General features: G+C 60.5%; 2 protein-coding genes. Both read left to right on the forward strand.

The features are described 5' to 3' along the window. Nucleotides 1-186 (forward strand): ABC transporter permease subunit (locus EN738_RS34895; protein ID WP_127287436.1); only part of this gene is annotated, 186 nt, incomplete at its 5' end. Between the two features lie 153 nt (nucleotides 187-339). Next, on the forward strand, nucleotides 340-557 hold a 218-nt coding region (locus EN738_RS34900; RefSeq protein ID WP_127287438.1), incomplete at its 3' end, for a winged helix-turn-helix transcriptional regulator.

The raw sequence follows: 557 nt of genomic DNA on the forward strand, positions 1-557 counted from the left end.
GCCGTCATCGGCGCCATCGTCGGCGAATGGATCGGCTCGGACAAAGGGCTCGGCGCGCTGATCATCCAGGCGAGCTTCAACTACCAGTCCGATCGGCTCTATGCGGCGATCGTGCTGTCGTCGTCGTTGTCGATCGCCCTGTTCATCCTGGTTGTGGCGATTGAGCGTCGCATCATAAAATACTGAAATTGCTTTTCATTTCGCTCTGCTGACGCCGCCGGCGCGGACCCTCGCAGTCTCCGCCGGCAGGAGCCGTCCACAACACTAAAATATTTTTGAATTCCATTTGACTGAATAAATCTTCGGTGCGAAGCTCTGCTCTCTTCGGGAGCGCAAGGCATGGCATTGCGGGGGACAAATCAGGAGTTCGGCCGGCCCTACAACCGGCGCATCGTGCTGGAGTCCATCCGCCTCAACGGGCCGATCGCGCGCGGCGATATCGCCAGGGGCGTAGGCCTCACCGTGCAGACCGTGTCGACCATCGTGCGCGAACTCGAGGAACAAGGCTACATCCTGTCGCTGCGTGAAGAGCCTAAAGGCCGCGGGCTGCCGCCGCC

It is taken from the genome of Mesorhizobium sp. M4B.F.Ca.ET.017.02.2.1 (assembly GCF_003998955.1).
Taxonomy (GTDB): Bacteria; Pseudomonadota; Alphaproteobacteria; order Rhizobiales; family Rhizobiaceae; genus Mesorhizobium; species Mesorhizobium abyssinicae.